Origin of the sequence: Streptococcus chosunensis (assembly GCF_003626515.1) — a bacterium.
In the GTDB taxonomy this organism is placed as follows: Bacteria; Bacillota; Bacilli; order Lactobacillales; family Streptococcaceae; genus Streptococcus; species Streptococcus chosunensis.
The window spans coordinates 1,109,283-1,131,784 of the sequence record NZ_RBCK01000001.1 but is presented as its reverse complement, the minus strand read 5'-3'; the positions used below and the strand labels follow the sequence as shown (position 1 = coordinate 1,131,784).

Annotated in this window: 7 protein-coding genes; all 7 read left to right on the top strand. The window is 39.1% G+C overall.

What is annotated here, in order from left to right:
- Positions 1–445: 445 nt before the first annotated feature.
- The 7 genes from D7D54_RS09510 to D7D54_RS05345 all read left to right on the top strand — a co-directional run bounded on the left by D7D54_RS09510 (position 446) and on the right by D7D54_RS05345 (position 22,478).
- Entirely contained in the window at positions 446–1,156 is a 711-nt protein-coding gene (locus D7D54_RS09510; protein ID WP_235223462.1) for a hypothetical protein, read from the top strand.
- A 149-nt stretch (positions 1,157–1,305) separates the two neighbouring features.
- Complete coding sequence (locus D7D54_RS05370; RefSeq protein ID WP_033682306.1) at positions 1,306–2,730, top strand: flippase; 1,425 nt, start codon at positions 1,306–1,308, stop codon at positions 2,728–2,730.
- A 1-nt stretch (position 2,731) separates the two neighbouring features.
- The gene (gene glf / locus D7D54_RS05365) at positions 2,732–3,829 is read left to right on the top strand and encodes a UDP-galactopyranose mutase (RefSeq protein ID WP_120718981.1); all 1,098 of its coding nucleotides are present in this window, start codon (positions 2,732–2,734) and stop codon (positions 3,827–3,829) included.
- Positions 3,830–3,853: 24 nt separating this feature from the next.
- Positions 3,854–4,909 carry a glycosyltransferase gene (locus tag D7D54_RS05360; RefSeq protein ID WP_033682305.1) on the top strand — a complete coding sequence of 352 codons (1,056 nt, stop codon included), beginning with the start codon at positions 3,854–3,856 and terminating at the stop codon, positions 4,907–4,909.
- Positions 4,910–5,146: 237 nt separating this feature from the next.
- Entirely contained in the window at positions 5,147–7,129 is a 1,983-nt protein-coding gene (locus D7D54_RS05355) for a peptide ABC transporter substrate-binding protein (protein WP_120718980.1), read from the top strand.
- Positions 7,130–7,426: 297 nt separating this feature from the next.
- Entirely contained in the window at positions 7,427–13,999 is a 6,573-nt protein-coding gene (locus D7D54_RS05350) for a SpGH101 family endo-alpha-N-acetylgalactosaminidase (protein ID WP_120718979.1), read from the top strand.
- 142 nt (positions 14,000–14,141) lie between these two features.
- On the top strand, positions 14,142–22,478 hold the full coding sequence (locus tag D7D54_RS05345; protein WP_120718978.1) for an SIALI-17 repeat-containing surface protein: 8,337 nt from the start codon (positions 14,142–14,144) through the stop codon (positions 22,476–22,478).
- Positions 22,479–22,502 lie beyond the last annotated feature (24 nt).

Below are 22,502 nucleotides of genomic sequence, written 5' to 3'. Positions count from 1 at the left end.
TAGGAAAAATATGAAAATAAAAATAAAATTATCAGAGTTGTTATATTTTTCAGCTTTCTTTATTTGGTTGTTCTTTAATTTTATAGTTCAAACCAATTTAATCTATAAATACCCTGAAATTTATCGTTTTCGAATAGTTGCTATGATAGTGTCTATTGTCATACTTCTGTTTAAACTACTATTAGAGAGACACTCAAGTAAGTTTCTGATATTCTTCTTTTCAGCTTTTTGCTTGGCCATAATTATCGGGATTACAACACATAAGCTTTTTGATGCCCTCACAATAATTTCAACAATTTTATTTATTATTTCTATAAACAATGTGAATTTTAGAAAAGTTTTGATTCTCTGGACAGTCTCTATTGTTCTCTTAATGATTTCCATATATGGTCTATTAAAGTTTGGCATTATTGAAAATACGCTGAGAGTCCAATTAGGAGGACGATTGCGTTTAAGCCAAGGATACCAATATGTTACTCTCGGTGCTAATTATTTATTTCATCTGACATTGGTATATCTATATTTAAGAAAAAGTAAAATCAGATTATTAGAAATTCTAATGCTTGGAATACTGAATTATTATTTTTACGTTAATACTGATACGAAATCAGCTTTCTTTCTTTCAATTCTAGCATTAGTATTGGTGTACATATTCAAAAATAAAGTAGTTAGTCAAAAAATCCTTAATGCCATTGGTAAAATTACGTTGACTGCAGGGATTCTTATTCCTATCATTTTGACTTATTTTTATAACGCAAACAGTAAATTCTTTCAAATTTTAAACGTAGCTTTGACAGGAAGACTAAGTTTAGGACATAAGACATTATCTTTATATGGCGTACATATGTTTGGTCAAAGAATTGATTGGGAATTGCAACAAAGGGCTACGTCTGTTTTTGATAATTATTTATACGTTGATTCATCTTTTGTAAATATTTTATTGCATTATGGAGTGATTCTACTAGTTGTTATTTGGTATAGTTTCTATCAACTAAATAAAAGAGGACACTTTAATACAGTTGAGATGCTTGTTTTTATTGTATTGATACTTCACTCAATGTTTGATCCACAATTTTTTGAATTAATGTACAATCCATTATTATTATTGATGGGTATTTCTTGGAGCAAGTATAGGTATAATTATCAAGATGTTTAAAGTTTTTGTGTTATATGTATCCTTAGCTCTAAGTAGAGGTTAGTTAAGTTATTTATGTGTCAAAAAAACAATATATTTAACATAAATATTCTTGGGCAGATTAATTTTCGCCGTTTATAATAGTAGTTAAGTGAGGAATATGCCCCCCTATGAAAGTTCTTAAAAATTATGCATACAATCTTTCATATCAATTATTAGTAATTATTTTACCGATTATTACGACTCCATATGTTACCAGAGTATTTAGTTCTGATGATTTAGGAACTTATGGTTATTATAATTCTATTGTTACCTACTTTATCCTGTTGGCTACCTTGGGGGTAGCCAATTATGGTACAAAGGAAATTTCTGGTAATCGAAAAACAATTCGTAAAAATTTCTGGGGAATTTATACTTTACAACTTGGAGCAACCATCTTATCACTGACTCTCTATATTTTGCTTTGTCTCACTTTTTCGTTAATGCAAAACCCGGTAGCTTATATTTTAGGGTTAAGTTTACTTTCTAAAGGTTTAGATATTTCTTGGCTATTCCAAGGTTTAGAGGATTTTCGAAAAATTACAGTCAGAAATATTACAGTGAAACTAGTTGGCGTCATTGCTATTTTTCTATTTATAAAATCAGCTAGCGACCTATATTTATATGTGTTCTTGCTTACCATTTTTGAATTGTTGGGACAATTAAGTATGTGGTTGCCGGCAAGAGAGTTTATTGGGAAACCGCACTTTGATTGGGAATATGCTAAGCAGCATTTGAAGCCAGTTATCTTATTGTTTTTACCTCAGATTGCCATATCGCTCTATGTTACTTTGGATCGTACAATGCTGGGAGCTTTAGCTTCAACAAAAGATGTAGGAATCTATGATCAAGCATTGAAACTTGTTAATATTTTATTAACTCTAGTGACTTCATTGGGAAGTGTCATGTTACCACGAGTTTCAAATCTTTTATCATCAGGGGATCATAAAGCAGTTAATAAAATGCATGAGATGTCATTTCTGATTTATAATTTGGTTATTTTCCCCATTGTGGCAGGTATGTTAATTATAAACGATGATTTTGTTACCTTTTTTCTGGGAAAAGATTTTCAAGATGCACGCTATGCAATAGCTATTATGATTCTAAGAATGTTCTTTATTGGTTGGACAAATATTATGGGGATTCAAATCTTGATTCCCCATAATAAAAATAGAGAGTTCATGCTTTCAACCACAATTCCTGCTATTGTTAGTGTCGGATTAAATCTTCTCTTTCTTCCCAAATTGGGCTATATAGGGGCAGCAATTGTATCTGTTTTAACAGAGTCTCTGGTTTGGGCTATACAGTTATTCTTTACTCGCTCTTATCTAAGAGATGTTCCGATTATAGGATCTATGATAAAAATTATGATTTCATCAGGATTGATGTATGGAATTCTGTTTTTTGTAAAAGACTTATTGAATTTACCGTCCATGTTAAATGTAGGACTTTCTGCTATTTTGGGGGCAATAATTTATATCAGTTTGATTTTGATTTTTAAAGTTATAAATTTACGAGATATAAAACAACAGTTATTCAGAAATAAAGGGGTGTAATATGTATGATTATCTAATCGTTGGTGCTGGTTTGTCTGGAGCAATTTTTGCTTATGAAGCAACCAAGCGTGGAAAAAAAGTAAAAGTTATTGATAAACGTGACCACATTGGTGGGAATATCTATTGTGAGAATGTAGAAGGTGTTAATGTTCATAAATATGGTGCTCATATCTTCCATACTTCTAATAAGAAAGTCTGGGATTATGTTAATCAATTTGCTGAATTTAACAACTACATCAACTCGCCTGTGGCTAATTACAAGGGTAGCCTTTATAATCTACCTTTCAATATGAATACTTTCTATGCTATGTGGGGAACAAAAACTCCTCAAGAAGTGAAAAATAAGATTGCTGAGCAAACGGCTCACATGAAAGACGTTGAACCTAAAAACTTGGAAGAGCAAGCTATTAAGTTGATCGGTCCAGATATTTATGAAAAGTTGATCAAAGGCTACACTGAAAAGCAATGGGGACGTTCCGCGACTGACCTTCCACCCTTTATCATCAAACGTCTACCAGTTCGTCTAACATTTGATAATAATTATTTTAACGACCGTTATCAAGGGATTCCAATCGGTGGATATAATGTCATCATCGAAAATATGCTGAAGGATGTTGAAGTAGAACTTGGAGTTGACTTTTTTGCCAATCGTCAGGAATTGGAAGCTTCTGCTGAAAAAGTTGTCTTTACAGGGATGATTGACCAATACTTCGATTACAAACATGGTGAGTTAGAATACCGTAGTCTTCGTTTTGAGCATGAAGTTCTAGATGAAGAAAACTATCAAGGAAATGCAGTTGTAAACTATACAGAACGTGAAATTCCTTACACTCGTATCATTGAGCATAAGCACTTCGAGTATGGTACTCAGGACAAAACGGTTATTACTCGTGAATACCCAGCTGATTGGAAACGTGGTGATGAACCTTATTATCCAATCAATGATGAGAGAAACAATGCTATGTTTGCTAAATATCAAGAAGAAGCAGCACAGAATGATAAGGTCATTTTCTGCGGACGTTTGGCCGATTATAAATACTACGACATGCATGTGGTCATTGAACGTGCCCTAAATGTTGTAGAGGAAGAGTTTAAATAAGATAACGAAGGATAAAATTGATAGATGAAATATTATCTAAAAGAAGACTTTCTGAAGGATTCTGGTGCACGAAATGCGGGGAATAAGGCTCGAAACGATGTTGAAGAAATAGTAGTTCGTGAGGGCTATAGTCCTTTGTTATTGATGGTAGATGATTGGTATCAAATGGGGACTATTAGAGCCCAACGACATAAGGCCAAAGCGCTATCCAAAGCTATCTCTAAGTTGAAGGAAGGGGATCAGCTACTGATTCAATTTCCTATGCTTCATCATAGTTTCTTTACGACTCATTTAGTCAAAAGAATGCAGCGTAAAGGAGTGAAGGTTCACTTTATTATCCATGATTTAGAAGTTTTGCGCTATGCTAATTTGGATACAGTACCCTTGAAGCATAAAATTCGTGTTCATCTTCAAGAGTCAAGTCTTTTGAAACAAGCTGATGGTCTTATTGCTCATAATCCAGTTATGAAATCAGTGCTTGTTGATAAGGGGATTTCTGAGAAAAAAATAGTTAGTTTAGGCATTTTTGACTATCTGATCCCGAATTATCAGGACAAAGAAGATTTATCGAAGGAAGGGGCTATTATTGTAGCTGGAAATTTGGCCCAAGAAAAAGCAGGTTACTTATATGAGTTGCCTCCAAGACCGGCATATAATCTCTATGGTGTTGGTTTTGATGAGGCTAGAAAGCTATCCAATGAAACCTATTTTGGTTCATTTCTTCCAGATGAACTACCATCAGCATTGGAAGGAAGCTTTGGTTTAGTCTGGGACGGTGATAGTTCTAAAACTTGTAGCGGAGTATATGGTGAGTATTTGAGATACAATAATTCCCACAAGGCTTCCCTTTATTTGGCTTCTGGTTTTCCTATTATTGTTTGGAAGCAATCTGCTTTGGCTAATTTCGTCTTAGAAAAAGAGTGTGGAATTAGTGTTGAGAGTTTACTTGACTTAGAAGAAGTATTGGAACATTTGTCTCAAGAAGAGTATCAGGATTTGGTCAAAAATGCTAAGGCCGTAGGTCAAAAAATTCGTGAAGGTTCTTATCTCCTTTCCGCATTGCAAGCCTTAAATGAATGAATCTAAAAATGACTTAAATAGATAGGTGGGGGAATTACTGAGTTCCCTCTTTTCTTATATTAAGGGAGTTTTAAGTAAAGAATTGAAGAACTATTTTATAAAATTTATCATTCGTGTAATTCATTTTAAGACGATTTTTCAGAATATATCAAATTAATTCAAAAATTCTGAAAATTCTGTCGATATGTTTGTGAAAAGAGGCTATAATGGATAGAAAGTTTTCAAAGGAGAAAAGTGATGAAAAGTTCAAAATTTCTTGCCCTTGCGGGTGTTACGTTATTGGCAACTGGTGTTTTAGCTGCTTGCTCTGGCTCAGGTTCAGGTGCTAAAGGTGAGAAGACATTCTCATACATTTATGAAACAGACCCGGATAACCTGAACTACTTGACAACTGGTAAGGCTGCGACAGCAAATATCACTAGCAACGTAGTGGATGGTTTGTTGGAAAATGATCGTTACGGTAATTTTGTACCATCAATGGCCGAAGACTGGTCAGTATCTAAGGATGGTTTGACTTACACCTACACGATTCGTAAGGATGCAAAATGGTACACATCTGAAGGTGAAGAATACGCTGCAGTTAAAGCGCAAGATTTTGTTACAGGTCTGAAATATGCAGCTGATAAAAAATCAGATGGTCTTTACCTTGTGCAAGAGTCAATCAAAGGCTTGGATGCTTATGTGAAAGGTGAAATCAAAGATTTCTCACAAGTCGGAATCAAGGCTCTTGATGATCAAACAGTTCAATACACCTTGAATAAACCAGAAAGTTTTTGGAATTCTAAGACAACAATGGGAGTTATGGCTCCAGTTAATGAAGAGTTCTTAAACTCTAAGGGAGACGATTTTGCCAAAGCAACAGATCCAAGCAGTATCTTGTATAATGGTCCTTATTTGTTGAAATCCATTGTAACCAAATCTACTGTTGAATTTGCAAAAAATCCTAACTACTGGGATAAAGACAATGTCCATATTGATAAAGTTAAATTATCATTCTGGGATGGTCAAGATACTAGTAAACCTGCAGAAAACTTTAAAGACGGTAGCCTTTCAGCAGCTCGTCTCTATCCAACAAGTGCAAGTTTCGCAGAGCTTGAGAAAGAGATGAAGGACAATATTGTCTATACACAACAGGACTCTACGACTTATGTAGTAGGAACAAACATTGACCGTCAATCTTACAAATACACATCTAAGACTAGTGAAGAACAAAAGACTTCAACTAAAAAGGCTTTGTTAAACAAGGATTTCCGCCAGGCTATTGCCTTTGGATTTGACCGTACAGCCTATGCTTCTCAGCTAAATGGACAAAACGGTGCAAGCAAAATTTTGCGTAATATTTTTGTTCCGCCAACATTTGTCCAAGCAGATGGTAAGAACTTTGGTGATATGGTCAAAGAAAAATTGGTGACTTACGGGGATGAATGGAAGGATGTGAACCTCGCTGATGCCCAAGATGGACTCTATAATCCTGAAAAAGCCAAGGCAGAATTTGCCAAAGCTAAGGCAGCCCTTCAAGCGGAAGGAGTACAATTCCCAATTCACCTAGATATGCCTGTTGACCAAACAGCAACTACAAAAGTTCAACGTGTCCAATCTATGAAACAATCCTTGGAAGCGACTTTAGGAACTGATAATGTCATTATTGATATTCAACAATTGCAAAAAGATGAAGTGCTTAATGTCACTTTATTTGCACAAACTGCTGCTGGGGAAGATTGGGATATTTCAGATAATGTTGGTTGGACTCCAGACTTTGCGGATCCATCTACTTACCTCGATATTATCAAACCATCAGTTGGTGAAAACACTAAAACCTACCTTGGCTTTGATTCTGGTACAGATAATGCTGCAGCTAAGAAGGTTGGTCTAAACGACTATGAGAAATTGGTAATTGAAGCTGGAAACGAGACAATAGATGTAGCAAAACGTTATGATAAGTATGCTGTAGCCCAAGCTTGGTTGACAGATAGTGCCTTGATTATTCCAACAACATCACTCACTGGTCGCCCAATCTTGTCTAAGATGGTACCATTTACGATGCCGTTTGCCTTCTCTGGTAACAAGGGGACAAGCGATCCGCTCCTTTACAAATACTTGGAACTTCAAGACAAGGCAGTTACTGCTGATGAATACCAAAAAGCTCAAGATAAATGGATGAAAGAAAAAGAAGAATCCAATAAAAAAGCGCAAGAAGAACTCGCAAAACATGTGAAATAGATTTTAATCATCTATAGAAGCTGATTGATAAAGGGTTTGGCATTCGATAGGAATGCTAAATCCTTTTTATTATGTGACAATTTTCCCCTTAATCTCAGAGTATGGTTTTGTCAGAATGAAGAAAAAAATTAGCAATTTTCCTAGCTTTTCTATTGCTTTATCTATTAAAAATTGTTATATTAAAAGTGTAATTATTTTTTATAAACGTTAAGCATTGCACTTTTCAGATAGAAAGGAGTATTTTTCGAACAAGAAATGTAAACGCTTACGAAGATTAGTGAAAGGAATCAGGAGTTAATGGATAAACGATTTTTTGAAAAACGATGTACATACAGCATTCGTAAATTTGCACTAGGTGCTGCTTCAGTTATGATTGGGGCTAGTTTTTTTGCTACTGCTCCAGTATTGGCTAACACACCAACAGTTGGCTCAACAGATAATTTGCCAAGTGAGCTGGCTGATTTGGATAAAAAAGCGAGCGATAATGGACGGGAGTTCGATAAAGAAGCTGCAGCAGCAAATCCAGGTTCTGCTGAAACAACGGATGGACCAAAAACTGAAGAAGAGTTACTAGCTCTTGAAAAGGAAAACAAAGAAACTACTGACAAGTTGCCGAAAGAATTAGAAGGTAAAGTTGAAAAAGCTACTGATAATGGTAAAGAGGTAAATAAAGATCAATTAGCACAAGATACTGGTAGTCTAGTTCCTGAAGATGTTGCCAAAACAAAAAATGGAGAATTGAACTATGGCGCTACTGTTAAGATTAAGACTCCATCAGGAGAAGGTAGTGGTATTGTCATTGGTAAGGATCTTGTTTTGACTGTTTCTCACAACTTTATCAAGGATCAACAAGATGGAAATATTCGTAAAGTTGTGGATAATGATAAAGGAGATGGCGATATTTTTAGTATATCCTACCCTGGTTTAGATGATGTAAAATTTAGTAAAAAAGATGTGATTCACTGGGATAGAGATGGTTATCTAAAGGGCTATAAGAACGATTTGGCTCTTGTGAGATTGCGTACAGTTCTTGAAAATGCTCCTGTTGAAGTTACTGAAAAGCCAGTTGTTAAGAAAGTTGGGGATAAAGTCAATATGTTTGGCTATCCTGCTGGTAAGTTGGCGCCAGTTATTAACACTGCTGTGGATTTTGCTGAATCTTATGGTGAAGGTGTTCAAGGAGTTGGTTATCAAGGTGGACAACCAGGTGCTAGCGGTGGCGGTATCTTTGACACGGATGGTAAATTGATTGGAGTTCATCAAAATGGTGTGGTCGGTGTCCGTAGTGGAGGGATCCTTTTCTCTCCAGCTCAATTAAAATGGATTCAAGATCATATTAAGGGAATCTCTAGTTCAAAACCAGCGAATTTAGAGGAAACTGAAAAACCAGTTGAAGAAAAGCCAAAAGAAGATAAGCCGAAAGAAGAAAAACCAGCAACAGCTAAGCCAGAGACACCAAAGGCAGTCACTCCTGAATGGCAAACTGTAGCAAGAAAAGAACAGCAAGGGACTGTTGCTATTCGTGAAGAAAATGGTGTTCGTTACAATAAGTTATCTTCAACAGATCAAAATGACAATGCTAGCAAACCAGCTTTGTTTGAAAAGCAAGGATTGACTGTGGATGCGAATGGGAATGCGAATGTAGATCTCACTTTCAAAGAAGAATCTGAAACAGGCAAATCACGTTTTGGTGTTTTCTTGAAATTTAAAGATACAAATAATAATGTCTTTGTTGGATATGACAAAGAAGGTTGGTTCTGGGAATATAAGACACCAGGTAATAGCACATGGTATCAGGGAGGCCGTGTTGCAGCTCCAGTAAATGGCTCAGTGAATCATCTGACTATTAGCTTAAAATCAGATGGTCAGCTGAATGCAACAAATAATGATGTAAAACTTTTTGATACGGTTACTTTGCCAGCTGCTGTTAATGAAAATCTTAAAAATGAAAAGAAAATCTTACTTAAAGCTGGTACATATGGTACTGAAAAGACAGTTGTAAATATTAAGACTGACAATCAAGACGGAGTTCAAGCTACTGAAGCTACTGCTGAAAAAGAAACTGGTGCGGTGGTAGATGATAGTAAAGTGACTTATGATACCATCCAGTCTAAAGTCCTAAAAGCAGTGATTGACCAAGCCTTTCCACGTGTCAAGGAATATACGCTAAATGGCCATACTTTACCAGGACAGGTTCAACAGTTCAATCAAGTCTTTATCAATAACCACAGAATCACCCCTGAGGTTACTTATAAGAAAATTAATGAAACAACTGCAGAATATGAAATGAAACTCCGTGATGAGGCTAATCTTATCAATGCGGATATGACAGTTCGTCTGCAAGTTGTGGACAATCAATTACATTTTGATGTAACTAAGATTGTCAACCACAATCAAGTCACTCCAGGTCAAAAGATTGATGATGAGAGAAAATTAATTTCGACAATTAGTTTCCTTGGGAACGCCCTCGTATCTGTTTCTAGTGAGCAAGCTGGTGCTAAGTTTGATGGGGCAACTATGTCAAACAATACGCATGTCAGCGGGGATGATCATATTGAAGTAACCAATCCAATGAAGGACTTGGCTAAGGGTTACATGTATGGATTCGTTTCTACAGATAAGCTTGCTGCAGGTGTTTGGAGTAATTCTCAAAACAGCTACGGTGGTGGTTCTAATGACTGGACTCGTTTGACAGCCTATAAAGAAACCGTTGGAAATGCCAACTATGTCGGAATTCATAGTTCTGAGTGGCAATGGGAAAAAGCTTATAAGGGCATTGTCTTCCCAGAATATACCAAAGAACTTCCAAGTGCAAAGGTTGTAATCACTGAAGATGCTAATGCAGATAAGAAAGTGGACTGGCAAGATGGTGCCATTGCTTATCGTAGCATCATGAACAACCCTCAAGGTTGGGAAAAAGTCAAGGATATCACAGCTTATCGTATTGCGATGAACTTTGGTTCTCAGGCACAAAACCCATTCCTTATGACCTTGGATGGTATCAAGAAGATCAATCTCCATACAGATGGTCTTGGACAAGGTGTTCTCCTTAAAGGTTATGGTAGTGAAGGTCATGACTCAGGCCACTTGAACTATGCTGATATTGGTAAACGTATTGGTGGTGTCGAAGATTTCAAGGCTTTGATTGAGAAAGCGAAGAAATATGGAGCTCATCTAGGTATCCACGTCAACGCTTCTGAAACTTATCCTGAGTCTAAATACTTTAACGAAAATATTCTTCGTAAGAATCCAGATGGAAGCTATAGTTATGGTTGGAACTGGCTAGACCAAGGTATTAACATTGATGCTGCCTATGATTTGGCGCATGGTCGCTTAGCTCGCTGGGAAGAATTGAAAAACAAACTTGGTGAAGGTCTCGACTTTATCTATGTGGACGTTTGGGGCAATGGCCAATCAGGTGATAACGGTGCCTGGGCTACTCACGTTCTTGCAAAAGAAATTAATAAACAAGGCTGGCGCTTTGCGATTGAGTGGGGTCATGGTGGTGAATACGATTCTACCTTCCAACACTGGGCAGCTGACTTGACTTATGGTGGCTACACTAATAAAGGTATCAACAGTGCCATCACGCGCTTTATCCGTAACCACCAAAAAGATTCTTGGGTTGGGGACTACAGAAGTTACGGTGGTGCAGCCAACTATCCACTTCTAGGTGGTTACAGCATGAAAGACTTTGAAGGTTGGCAAGGTCGTAGCGACTACAATGGCTATGTAACTAACTTGTTTGCTCATGATGTCATGACCAAGTATTTCCAACACTTTACTGTAAGCAAGTGGGAAAACGGTACACCAGTCACTATGTCTGATAACGGTAGCACCTATAAATGGACTCCAGAAATGCGAGTGGAATTGGTAGATGCTGACAACAATAAAGTAGTTGTGACTCGTAAGTCAAACGATGTCAATAGTCCACAATACCGTGAACGTACAGTAACTCTCAACGGACGTGTCATCCAAGATGGTTCAGCTTACTTGACTCCTTGGAACTGGGATGCGAATGGTAAGAAACTTCCTACTGATAAGGAAAAAATGTACTACTTCAATACGCAAGCTGGTGCAACAACTTGGACGCTTCCTAGCGACTGGGCGAATAGTAAGGTTTACCTTTATAAACTAACTGACCAAGGTAAGACTGAAGAACAGGAAGTAGCTGTGAAAGATGGTAAGATTACCCTTGATCTTACTGCAAATCAACCATACGTTCTCTACCGTTCAAAACAAACCAATCCTGAAATGTCATGGAGCGAAGGCATGCACATCTATGACCAAGGATTTAACAGTGGAACTTTGAAACACTGGACTATTTCTGGTGATGCTTCTAAGGCAGAAATTGTCAAATCACAAGGCGCAAATGAAATGCTTCGTATCCAAGGCAATAAGAGCACAGTCAGCCTTACTCAGAAACTGACTGGCTTGAAACCAAATACTAAGTATGCCGTTTATGTCGGTGTTGATAATCGTAGTAATGCTAAGGCAAGTATCACAGTAAATACTGGTGAAAAAGAAGTGACTAGCTATACCAATAAGTCACTAGCTCTTAACTATGTCAAGGCCTATGCCCATAATACTCGTCGTGACAATGCTACAGTTGATGATACAAGTTACTTCCAAAACATGTATGCCTTCTTTACAACGGGTTCAGATGTATCAAATGTCACTCTTACTTTGAGTCGTGAAGCTGGTGATGAAGCAACTTACTTTGATGAAATTCGTACCTTTGAAAACAATTCAAGTATGTACGGAGATAATCATGATACAGGTAAAGGAACATTTAAACAAGACTTTGAAAATGTTGCTCAAGGGATTTTCCCATTTGTAATTGGTGGTATCGAAGGAGTTGAGGATAATCGCACTCACTTATCTGAAAAACATGATCCATATACACAACGTGATTGGAATGGTAAGAAAGTCGATGATGTTATCGAAGGAAATTGGTCATTGAAGACAAATGGACTAGTGAGCCGTCGTAACTTGGTTTACCAAACAATTCCTCAAAACTTCCGTTTTGAAGCTGGTAAGACTTATCGTGTAACCTTTGAATACGAAGCAGGATCTGACAATACCTACGCCTTTGTAGTCGGTAAGGGAGAATTCCAATCAGGACGTCGCGGTAATCAAGCAAGTAATTTGGAAATGCATGAACTACCAAATACTTGGACAGATTCTAAGAAAGCTAAGAAGGTAACCTTCCTCGTAACAGGTGCAGAAACAGGCGATACTTGGGTGGGTATCTACTCAACTGGTAACGCAAGCAATACTCGTGGAGATTCTGGTGGAAATGCGAACTTCCGTGGTTACAATGACTTCATCATGGATAAACTTCAAATCGAGGAAGTCACTCTAACTGGTAAGATGTTGACAGAAAATGCTCTGAAGAACTATTTGCCAACGGTTGCCATGACCAACTATACCAAGGAATCTATGGATGCCTTGAAGGAAGCTGTCTTTAACCTCAGTCAAGCAGATGATGACATTAGCGTGGAAGAAGCGCGTGCTGAGATTGCTAAGATTGACGCTCTGAAGAATGCCTTGGTACAAAAGAAAACAGCCTTGGTAGCAGAAGACTTTGAAAGTCTAAATGCTCCAGCGCAAGCGGGAGAAGATTTAGCAAATGCCTTTGATGGTAACTTATCAAGTCTATGGCATACGTCTTGGAATGGTGGAGATGTTGGTAAACCTGCAACTATGGTCTTGAAAGAAGCGACAGAAATCACTGGATTCCGTTATGTGCCACGTGGATCAGGATCAAATGGTAACTTGCGTGATGTGAAACTGGTTGTGACAGATGAGTCTGGTAAAGAATATACTTTCACTGCAACTGATTGGCCAGATAACAATAAACCAAAAGACATTGACTTTGGTAAGACAATCAAGGCTAAGAAAATTGTTTTGACAGGTACTAAGACTTATGGAGACGGTGGTGATAGATATCAAGCCGCTGCTGAGTTGATATTTAGTCGTCCACAGGTTGCAGAAACAACTCTTGATTTGTCAGGTTATGAAACAGCTTTATCAAAAGCTCAAAAATTAACCAGCAAAGAGAATCAAGAGGAAGTCGCAAGTGTAGTAGCTAGCATGAAATATGCTATGGATAACCATCTCTTGACTGAAAGAATGGTTGCCTACTTTGCAGAATATCTCAACCAACTACAAGATCAGACTGTGAAACCAGATGCTCCTACAAGTAGTAAAGGTGAAGAGGCAGCACCAATTCTTGAAGTGCCTGAGTATAAAGGTCCGCTTGGAACAGCAGGTGAAGAAGCAGCACCAATTCTTGATGTACCTGAGTATAAAGGTCCGCTTGGAACAGCAGGTGAAGAAGCAGCACCAATTCTTGATGTACCTGAGTATAAAGGACCACTTGGAACAGCAGGTGAAGAAGCAGTTGTTAATGAAGTTCCAGAATACAAAGGTGGAGCCAATGCGGTAGAAGCAGCTGTCAATGAAGTTCCAGAATACAAAGGTGGAGCGAATGCAGTAGAGGCCTTGGTTCATGAATTACCTGAATATAAAGGTGGCGCTAATGCAGTAGAAGCAGCTGTCAATGAAGTTCCAGAATACAAAGGTGGAGTCAATGCAGTAGAAGCTTTGGTAAACGAAAAGCGAGCCTACACAGGACTATTGGCTACAGCAGGTGATCAAGCAGCACCAACTATTGAAAAACCTGAGTATCGGATTAGTCAATTGGGTCAAGGAAAACTTGCAGAATCTAAAACTTCAGTTTCAACAGAAGATCAGAAGAGATTGCCAGAAACAGGAGAAAGCCAATCTGATACAGCTATCTTCCTAGCAGGCATCAGTCTTGCCTTATCTGCTGCTGTCCTTGCAACAAAACGTAAAGAAAATTAAAGAAGACTCGATTTTAGAGTTTATCGGAACTAGAATTCAGACAGAAATAACTTAGTTGGAGAGAACCTCTAGGTTCTCTCCATTTTCAAATGGAAAATGAGACCGCTTACTGTAATAAGTGGGAGAAAGGAATAGGAGAAAGATGGATAGACATTTTTTTGAAAGACGTTGTCACTATAGTATTCGAAAATTTGCAATTGGTGCAGCCTCTGTATTGATAGGTGCTAGTATCTTTGGTGCAAATGTAGTGCAAGCTGCAGAGACAGTTGGAACACCTGAGAAAGAAGGAACAATTACACAAGCTCAGCCACTAGATAAGTTGCCGGACGATTTAGCAGCTGTTTTAAAGAAAGCTGAATCAGAAGCGACGGCAGATGCAGGTCATGAAGAAAATCATGAAAATACTGCAGGAACAAGTCCTGCAGCAACTGAAGAAACAAGCCCAGCAACAAGTCCAACAGCTCCCAAACCAGCTGAGACTCTGAAGCCGGTTGAAACACCAAAAGCAGATTCTAAACCTGTAGAACCAGCTACACCTACAATCAAACCAGTTGAAAAGCAAATTGAAGATAGAGAAGATCGTAACCACTTAGAAGGTGTCACTGTTCAAGTAAACGACTCAGAAACTGGTACTCCTTATACTGCTGACAAGGCAGTGGACGGTAATCCTGATACTCGATGGGCAACAAATCAAAATATTGACAAACCAACTTTCGAATTAACTCTTCCAAAAACTACACTTATTAGACATGTGGAAATTGATTGGGATCGTCGTGTTCGTAATGGGCAAAATGACCCTAATATCAAATCATGGAGCCTCTACTATGCAGGTCAAGATGATGTAAGTGCTAGTGGAGAAAAACAATGGAAGCTAGCTCATACCAAGACTGGAGAACCTGTTTTAGATGAGAAAGTTGACTTAGCCAATAGTATTCAAGCTAAATATCTCAAGTTAGAAATCAATGACTATCAAGCGGGCACAATGGGTTGGAGAAACGTTGGTATTCAAGAAATTCGAGCTTATTCGAATATTCCTGATACAAGTAAGGTAACGGATATCCGTCAGGTTACAGAATTGACTATAGCTAAAGACGGACAGTCTCTTGTCTTGCCAACTCTACCAGGAAAAGTCAGTCTTATCGGTAGCAACAAACAAGGTGTGATTGACCTTCAAAATCATATCTATAAGCCTTTGACTGATCAACGCGTTAAAGTTATGGTAGAGCAAATTAAAGATTCACATACCTTTACTAAAGAATTTGAAGTAGTCATCAAGGGATTACATCAGGACGAAGGTGTGGGTGTCAAACCCAAAGTAGCACCAGCTGTTCAACAATGGTATGGGAAAGAAGGTCAATCTTCTATCGCGTCAGATACAGTTCTTGCGACAGGAGATTCAGGCTTTGATCAGGCTGCAAGCTTCTACCAGTCAGACCTTGCCAGCCGTGGATTGGAACTTGCTACAGGTGACAAGCAGGCTCAAAAACGAATCGAGTTTAAAAAGGTTGAAAATAAGGGTTATGGTAAGGAAGGTTATGGCATCATGATTCAAGATGGTGTCATTACCATCGAAGCTGCAACAAACACAGGAGCCTTTTACGCAACTCGTACTCTTCTTCAAATGGGGGAAAGCAATCTACAAAATGGAGAAATTCGTGATTTCCCAAGCTTCAGCCACCGTGGCTTTATGCTAGATACAGGTCGTAAATTTATCCCTTATGACACCCTTGTAGACATCATGCTCAATATGGCTTACTACAAGATGAACGACTTGCAGTTGCACCTCAACGATAACTATATCTTCCTAAAAGAGCACTTGGCAGGTAAGAACCTAACACAAGAAGAAGAGCTTAAGTATGTTCTAGAACATGCTAAGACAGGTTTCCGTGTAGAGACAGATATTGTCGGTAAGAATGGTCAAAAATTAACATCAGACGAGCACTATACTAAAGAAGAGATGCAAAATCTGATTAAACTTGCTAAGGCCTTGCATATCAATCTAGTTCCAGAAATTGACACGCCAGGTCATGCTCTGTCATTTGTTAAAGTCCGTCCAGACCTCATGTATCAAGGTAGCCTGAGCGATTACAGAGGTAAACATAACGTAGAACGCGTAGCCATGCTCGACCTAGATAATAAATACGATGAAACACTGGCTTTTGTCAAATCAGTTTATGATAAACTTCTTGATGGTCCAGATGCACCACTTCATGGAGTATCTACTGTTCATATCGGAACGGATGAATACTACGGAAGTAGAGAAAGCTATCGTCGTTATGTCAATGACCTTATTAAATACATTAAAGGGAAAGGCTATACACCTCGTATTTGGGGATCGCTCAGTGCGAAACGAGGTAAAACAGCGGTTGATTGGAAAGATGTAGAAGTTGATATCTGGAGTATTGGCTGGCAGCAACCAAAAGAAGCTATTGCTCAGGGAGCTAAGATTATCAACATAACAGATATTCCAACCTATAGTGTACCAAATGGTGATAATCGTCAAACAGCTTATGGTGACTATGCTAACTATGAAACACAATATAATAGGTGGACACCAAATGATTTCCGAACAGGTCATGGTCCACTTCTAGAAGCATCAAATCCAAATGTAATTGGTGGTGGCCACGCAGTTTGGAATGACAATATTGATCTTCATGAGACAGGTTTGACATCTTATGATATCTTTAAACGCTTCTTTAAGAGTATGCAAACAACTGCAGAACGCACTTGGGGATCTGACCGTGCGGCTGCGACCTTTGCAGAACGTACCCTACCAACGAGCCCTTATGCACCACAGTCAAATCCTGATAGAGCGATTGATCAAAGTGATTTGTTTACCATCAATCCTGAAACAGTGAAAAACTATGCAAGTAAGAAAATAAAAGCTACTGATCAAGGTTTAGCATTTGATAAAGACAGTAGTATTGAAGGCTTGGCAGGTGACGTTGGTCCAAGTCATGTCTTGAAGTTTGATGTAACTGTCACTGGAGACGGTGAACAAACCTTCTCAACAAGTGGAGACAACCGTATCTATCTAGCTGATAAAGACGGCTATCTTGCTTATCAATTTGAACAGTTCCATATCCAGTTCAAAAAAAAACTTGAAAAGAATAAACGTTATCAAATCTCTATCGTGACCAAACCACAATCAACGGAATTTTATGTGGATGGTGAGAAGATTGAACGTATCGCAAATCCAGCTCACCCTCGCTTTGCTCACAATAGCTTGGTTCTACCGCTTGAAAGCATCGGTGGGTTCAAAGGGATTTTACATAGTGCAGAGTTGTCAGATAAACCATTTGTAAATCCTCGTTTGATTCCAACAGATCATTTCACAGTTTCTGCAACTAGTCAAGAAACACCAGGAACAGCGACTGAAGGAGTTGTTGAAAAAGCCTTTGACAATGATCCAAATACCTTTTGGCATACTAAATGGACTGGTGATACTGCTCCGTACACTCTTTCTATGACCTTGAAAGAAGCAGAAAAAGTCAATGGTTTGACTTATCTTCCTCGGCCAGGTGGTGGAAATGGGGTCGTGACTCGCTACGAAATCTACGCACAAAAAGATGGCCAAATGGTCAAGGTTTCAGAAGGAAGCTGGGACAACAACGCTCAAGAAAAAACAGTTAACTTTGCAGCGGTTCATACCAACAAGATTGAGTTGAAAGTTCTAGCAGGTGTTGGGGGCTTTGCAAGTGCAGCTGAAGTTCATCTATTGAAACCTATCAAAGAGGGACAAGAGACACCAGAACCAGAACAACCATCTACACCTGAAACTCCAAAAGTAGAACAAACAGGTGATGGAACAGTTGAACTAGCGGATCAATTCACTGCAAGCAAACCAGCTAGCGAAGATAGCATTGCGGCTGCCAGCAAGAGCACAGATTATCTCAAGAAAGAGTACAAGGTTTTCCCAACTCCACAAAAAGTGACTTATGGAGAAGGAGTCACAGCTCTTCGTAAGCAAGTCAATCTGGTAATGGGAGATCAACTCGATGTCTATACTCGTAATCGCTTGAAGAGTGTCTTACAGGACAATCAAGTATCCTACACTACTAGTCAATCAGCAGTTGCTGGCGCAACTAATATCTATCTTGGAGTACATGGACGAGGAACACAAGCAGAACAAAACTTATCTAACGTTTCAGCAGGTCTCTTTGATAAGATTGATGCCTATGCTTTGACCATCAAGGACAATTCAATTTCCATCGTCGGAAAAGACACAGATGCAGTCTTCTATGGTTTGACAACTTTGAAACATATGCTCAAGGAAAGTCAAGTTCCAGTTCTTCGCAATGTGACAGTGGAAGATTACGCTGAAATCAAGAACCGTGGTTTCATCGAAGGTTACTATGGAAATCCATGGTCTAATGCAGATCGTGCTGAACTCATGCGTTTTGGTGGCGATTTGAAATTGACCCAATACTTCTTCGCACCGAAAGATGATCCATACCACAACAAGAAATGGCGTGAACTTTACCCAGAAGAAAAACTAGCTGAAATTCGTGAACTTGCTCGCGTCGGAAATCAAAGTAAAACTCGCTATGTTTGGACTATTCATCCATTCATGAACAACCGTATCCGATTTGGTAATGAAGCGCATTACCAAGAAGACTTGGCAACCATCAAGGCTAAATTTACTCAGTTGATGAAAGTGGGTGTTCGTGAATTTGGTATTCTAGCCGATGATGCACCAAGCCCAGTTGGAGGCTATAATAGCTACAACCGCTTGATGCAGGATATGACCAACTGGTTGACAGAAATGCAAGGAACTTATAGCGGCCTTCGTAAAGAAATGATCTTTGTTCCAGGTCAGTATTGGGGTAATGGGCGTGAAGCAGAGTTGAAATCTCTAAATGAAAATCTCCCAAGTTCAACCTCTATGACTTTGACGGGTGGTAAGATTTGGGGTGAAGTTTCTGAAGGCTTCCTATCAACTCTCAAGAACAATCTAACTGCAGGTGGTAAAACTTATCGTCCAGTATCACTTTGGGTGAACTGGCCAGTTACAGATAACTCTAAACAACACTTGATTCTAGGTGGTGGTGAAAAATTCCTTCATCCAAATGTGGATCCAAGCTTGCTATCTGGTATCATGTTGAATCCAATGCAACAATCTGAACCATCTAAGATTGCCCTCTTCGCTGGAGCTCAATATACATGGAAACAGTGGAAATCAGACGAAGAAGCTAAGAAACTCAATGACATTGCCTTCAACTTTGTTGAAAATGGTCATTTTGAAGATAGCAAGGTATCAGCAGCCTTCCGCGAACTTGGTAAGCACATGATCAACCAAAATATGGACGGTCGTGTTGTTAAACTAGAAGAATCAGTTGAATTAGCTCCAAAATTGACAGACTTCATGACTAAGCTCAAAGCGGGTCAGGATGTAACTGCAGAGCGTGTAGCCTTGCGTGCAGAATTTGCCAAGATTAAAGAAGCAGCTGAGCTTTATAAAGCATCAGGCGATCAAAAGATGGTTGCACAAATTCACTATTGGTTGGATAATGCAATCGACCAAATGAATGCCCTTGATGCCTTCCTAACAGGAACAGAGGCCATGGCTACAAATGATGCAGCCAAACTTTGGGATAGCTACTATAAAGGTTTGAAATTGTATGAACAGTCTCAAACTCATACCTTCCATTATGTAGACCATCTTGAAAAGGCTGAGTTGGGTGTTCAACATATCCGTCCATTTATCCTATCTTTGAAAGAAGTTCTAGCGTCTGAAGTTCAAAAAGTCTTGTATCCAGATCAAATCATCAGCACCTTTATTACCAATCGAACAGGTGTAGAAGGTGGTTTGGCAGAAGTAACGGATGGTGACTTGGCAACTCATGCTTTGATTAAATCACCAAATAGTATCAAGATAGGTGATTATATCGGTATGAAATTTAACAAACCGGTAGATATCCAAACATTGACCTTTGCTATGGGAACTCAGGCAAATCCACGTGATACCTTTAGTAAGGCTGAAGTGCAGTATCAAGATGAAAAAGATAATTGGGTAAGTTTGAAAGAACCAACTTATGTTGGTAATGAGTCACTTGTTCAGTTTGAAAATCTTAACATCAAAGCTAAAGCAGTACGTATGATTGCTACAGAAGATCGTGATGACACCTGGTTTGCAGTTCGCGAGATTGCAGTAAATCGTCCAGTAGAGAACGCTCGTAAACAACAAACTGCTACCATTAGCCTCAGCTCAAATCTAGTTTATAAATTGAGAACATCAGCAAGTCAAATTACTGATGGTAAAGATAATACAGAAGCTATGATGGCAAATGCTGACGGCAGCAATACGACTCCAGTAGATGCCTGGGCACAACTTGACCTAGGTGAAGTCAAGTCAGTCACTAAAGTTCGTCTTCGTCAAGGAACTGGCGATAAACTTGCCGCAGGTGTACTTGAGTACTCTACAGATGGATCTGCATGGCAAGAGTTAGATCGCCTATCAGGAGAACAAACTAAGGAAGTGACTAGAGCTATCAATGCTCGATACATCCGAGTACGCAATACTAAGGCAAGTGACCTTTGGTGGCGTATTCAGGACTTCTCTGTTGAGACACGCTCTGGAAATAGCGACTTAACAGACACCAACGTGGATGCTTTGAAAGAAACGCCAGTATTTGATAGCCTTGGTCGTTATGAACTTCAAATTCCAACTGGAACTAAACTTCCTGCAAATAGCTATCTAGGAATGAAACTTGACCGTATCCATCAAGTTAAAAGCATCCAGCTCCAAGGTCAAACAAATCCAGCACTCAGTCTAGAGTATTCTGCAAATGCTCAAGAATGGACACCAGCTAGCCAGTTGACAGATAGAACTGTCGCAACCCACTTGGTACGTTATGTTCGTCTTGTGAATAAAACAAATCAAGAACAAGACTTGCCATCAACTTCTCTCCTTGTAACGACTAAAGAAGTGCAACCAACCAAACTAGAATCTACAACTATGGGTATTCATCCAACATACGGAAGCAATGATGTTCGTAAGATTAATAACCTCGATCAATTGTTTGATGGTGTGTACAACAACTTCGTTGAGTTTTCAGACTATGCCCATAAAGATGGCCATGTAACCTTGAAACTTGGTAGCGAACGCACTATCAAGAAGATCAGAGCCTACATCCAAGACGGAACTCAAAACTATCTTCGTGATGGTAAAATCCAAGTCAGCCAAGACGGTAAAACTTGGACGGATGTTGTGACAGTGGGAGATGGTGTAGTCAATAGTACACACGATGATTCATTGACAGATGGTTGGACACATGATTCTAAGATGCCAGGAAATCGTTACATCGAGGGTGAATTGACGACACCAGTCAAAGCCAACTATCTTCGTGTCCTCTATACAGCTGACTATGATGCTCGTTTTGTAGGATTTACAGAATTGGTGATCAATGATGGCGAATTTGTCAAACCAATCAATGATCCAACTGTAGAAGGAAACGGTGGCGAAAGCCGAGGTAACTTCTATACTAATCTCGTAGATGGAAAAGTTTTGACTAGCTACAAAGCAGAACAAGATAAGGGAGAAATGATTTACCACTTATCAGAACCAACCAATGCCAACCATCTACGCCTTGTTTCAAGCCTTCCTGAAGGAGCGAAAGCACGAGTTCAAGCGAGAACACTTAAGGATGGACAAGAAAGTTGGACAGATCTTGGTGTCATTACATCTAGTCTCCAAACCTTTGCTATCCGAAATGGTGGTTCTCTTCTAGATGTTAAACTGGTCTGGGAAGGTGGCAAGGCTGAGTTTTATGAATTGGCGAGCTTCTATCAAGAATTGACAGAAGAACCTGTTCAATCAAGCAAGGGTGAAGAACCAGCACCAGTGCTTGAGGTACCTGAATTTACAGGTGGTGTAAATGCAGTTGAAGCTTTGGTACATGAGCTACCAGCCTACACAGGTCCATTATCAACCGTAGGTGACCAAGTTGCACCGACAGTAGAGAAACCAGAGTTTCAGGGTGGTGTCAACTCAGTTATGGCTTTGAAACCTGAACTACCAGAGTACACAGGCCCAGTAGCAACAGTAGGTGACCAAGCCACTCCAACAGTAGAGAAACCAGAGTTCAAGGGTGGAGTCAACTCAGTTATGGCCTTGAAACACGAACTACCAGAGTACACAGGGCCATTGTCAAGCGTGGGCGATCAAACTGCACCGACGGTAGAGAAACCAGAGTTCAAGGGTGGAGTTAACTCCGTTATGGCCTTGAAACATGAGCTACCAGCCTACACAGGTCCATTATCAACCGTAGGTGACCAACCAGCTCCGACAGTAGAAAAACCAGAATTTAAGCTAAGTTCGTTAGAAAAATCTCAGACTCCAGAAGCACCAGTTCAAGTTGCTAAGGAAGACAAGAGATTGCCAGAGACTGGTGAAAAACAGTCAGAAACAGCTATTTTCTTGGCAAGCGTTGGACTAGCCTTATCTGCTATCTTTGTAGCAAAAAGTAAAAAAGATTAGTTGTGTATGACAATTAAACTCTCT